This window comes from Mycobacterium sp. 1465703.0 (assembly GCF_001672975.1).
Taxonomy (GTDB): domain Bacteria; phylum Actinomycetota; class Actinomycetes; order Mycobacteriales; family Mycobacteriaceae; genus Mycobacterium.
The window spans coordinates 1-2934 of sequence record NZ_LZKU01000202.1; the positions used below are offsets into that span (position 1 = coordinate 1).

Sequence of the window (2934 nt, forward strand, 5' to 3'; positions counted from 1 at the left end):
ACGCCAACCGCTGTCGACAACGGATACCCGATAACTTCTAGTCCTCGGTTCCTCTCACACAGGCGCATCCGCACGGGCTTCCCAAGCTGAATACGCGGGTTCGATTCCCGTCATCGGCTCCACTGCGATCCGCCCGGTATCCCGCGTCTGCCCCGTACTTGGGTAGGCGATGGCAGCCATTGTGAACCCCGTGCGGAAGACATCGAGTTGCCAGTTTGTCCGCATCGCCAACGCTCTTGCTGCCGACCCGCATCAGGCGTCCGCCCGCCGGCCCGATGCGCCGTCGACGTGACCTTCGTCACCACATGCCGCGGTTACCACGAGCGGCTGCGTTAACCAACGCATGCCGGTCAGTTCCCCAACACCCGCGAATCCGCCAACGCGGCCTCGAGCGCGGCCAACTCCAGCGCCCGGGACTTGACGCACCGCGGCAGTTCACTCACCGAAGACACGCAGGCCACCTACTGGCGAATTGTTCTGCACAGTAGACACTTTGGCTCAATCGGCCCCCAAATCCATTGATAAGTAACCACCCACAGGAGTCTCACCCGGCAAACTCGCGCGCGGCGTGCAATGATGCTCCCGCGATAGTTGCTAACGATGTTGCTGCGCTGCGGATTTCACGAACACCCCGAGTATGCGACGCCGGCGGAAACTTGCCGGGCACAGCCTGCTCCTAGGCTCAACACAGTTAGCCTAAGTAAGAAGAACCTCATGAAGGATTTGGCACGTGTTGCGGCGGCGACAGCCGCGATTGCCGCAGGATTTGGATTGGTCGCAGTGGGCGCTGCCGGCCCGGCTATGGCCGACCCGCCCCCACATTGGTGCCCCGGCGACTTTTGGGACCAGAGCTGGGGTCCGATTCCCAACGGTTGCCGGGACGGCTTGAACTGGTGGTTCGACGATCCGGTTTACATTCCTTACTACCCGCCCGGACATCACTACCCGGATCACCCCGGTGGACCCGGCGACCATCCCGGTGGACCCGGCGACCACCCCGGTGGACCCGGCGACCATCCCGGTGGACCCGGTGACCATCCCGGTGGACCCGGTGACCATCCCGGTGGACCCGGCGACCACCCCGGTGGACCCGGCGACCATCCCGGTGGACCCGGTGACCACCCCGGTGGACCCGGTGACCACCCCGGCGGACCCGGCGACCACCCCGGCGGACCCGGCGGACCTGGCGCTCCGGACGGACCCGGCGGCCCTGGCGCTCCGGGCGGCCCCGGCGCTCCGGACGGACCCGGCGGACCCGGCGGCCCTGGCGCTCCGGGCGGACCGGGTGGGACTTCCGGCGGCGGAATCGGCGGTGGAGGCCATGGCGGCGGCGGCCTCGGCGGCGGGGGCGGCCGGCGGAGGCGGACACCGCTAGCACCGGTTTACCAACCAACGCACAACAATCGGCGCCTGCCCTCCCGAGCTCACACGGGTAGGGTTGAGGTATTGAGGCTGGCCAAAAGATGCCGCCTCATCCGCCAGAATTTCATCAAGCCCAGCAACATGTGCGGGCATTCGGTCCAACCTTTGCTGTGGCAGCAAATTACTGGTGATCGCTAAATAGTGGTGTTGCCGATGGGAGCGTCGAGCAACGCAGCAAATCAGGCAGGGGGAGCTTAAGCGGTGGTGGGCATCGTGCTTGGCGTCTCGATGACGCCAACCAAGGTGCGCATGGTCTTGGTCGAAGGCGAAAGCGCCGACGGGGTCACCGTCGACGAGGACGACTTCGACGTCGACACGCAACGCAGCGCCAAGCATGACTGCGCCCCGGACGAAGTGATCTCGGCCATTCTCGGCACCCGAGAAGGCGCCACCGACGGTGGCTACGACCTGCTGTCGACGGGCGTGACCTGGACCGATCACGTCGAAGCGGCCATGCTGCGCGACGCCCTGATTTCACACAAAGTCGAAAACGTCATGTTGGTCTCGGCCTTCATGGCCGCGGCCGCACTGACGCAGGCTGTCGGCGACGCCACCAACTACGCGCGCACCGCACTGCTCTTCGTCGAGCCCTACACCGCAACCTTGGCCGTCGTCGACACCGCTGACGGATCGGTAGCGGAGGTGCACCGAAGAACCCTCCCGGACGACGAAGACCAAGCGGTGGCCGAACTCGTCGAAATGGCCTCTGGCGCAGAGACGCTCGAAACGCATCCGGAAGGCCTGGTTCTCGTCGGTTCCGGCGTCGATATCCCGCTGATCAGGCCGGTGCTGGACGCTGCGACGTCGCTCGACTTGTCCGTGCCCGACGAACCGGAGATGGCCCTGGCCCGCGGCGCGGCGCTCGCCTCAGCGAATGCACCGCTCTTCGCGTCGTCGACGGCCGCGCAGGCCTATGCCCTGGATCCCGGCACCGGAGAGGTCGACCCGCTCGTTCTCGCCGGACAGTTCCCCGGCCTACTGCCGGCGTATCAGCCCGAATACCGCAGCCACATCGCGGCCCTCGCCGCCGACGTCGACAAGGGCAAGACCAACGTCGCCTACAGCGCCGTGCCCGACGACGACGCCGACGCGAAAACCCTGATCGCCCTGGACGAGCGCGCGCGTCGGCGTAAGTCGTTCTTACTGGTCAGCAGCAGCCTGGCGGTGGTCTTCATCGCCGCTGTGGTGGCGCTGGAAATCGCCCTGGCGATCAGCATTCGCCCGACCGTCGCCTTGCGCCCCAGCCCCAACGAGAACATCGTCGCCCCCGCCGAACGGGCCGTGACCGCCGAAGAGCCCGTGACCGCCGAAGGGCCCGTGACCGCCGCCGAACGGGCCGTTGCCGCCGAACGGCCCGTGACCGCCGCCGAGGGGCCCGTGGCCACCGCCCGGCCCGGGCACGGGCAGGCGGGGCGGTGGAACGAACACGGGCGGCGGTAGCGCGGGTATGACGGGTATGGGTGCAGCGGCGGGTGGCGGTGGGGGCGCGGCCGATGGCCGTACCGCATCGCC

At 67.5% G+C, this 2934-nt stretch carries 2 protein-coding genes; both read left to right on the forward strand.

What is annotated here, in order from left to right:
• The first annotated feature begins 958 nt into the window (after positions 1-958).
• Entirely contained in the window at positions 959-1375 is a 417-nt protein-coding gene (locus tag A5625_RS30565; protein ID WP_066997086.1) for a hypothetical protein, read from the forward strand.
• A 251-nt stretch (positions 1376-1626) separates the two neighbouring features.
• Positions 1627-2862, forward strand: coding sequence for a hypothetical protein (locus A5625_RS18540; protein WP_232003752.1), 1236 nt, complete (start codon positions 1627-1629; stop codon positions 2860-2862).
• Positions 2863-2934: the final 72 nt, after the last annotated feature.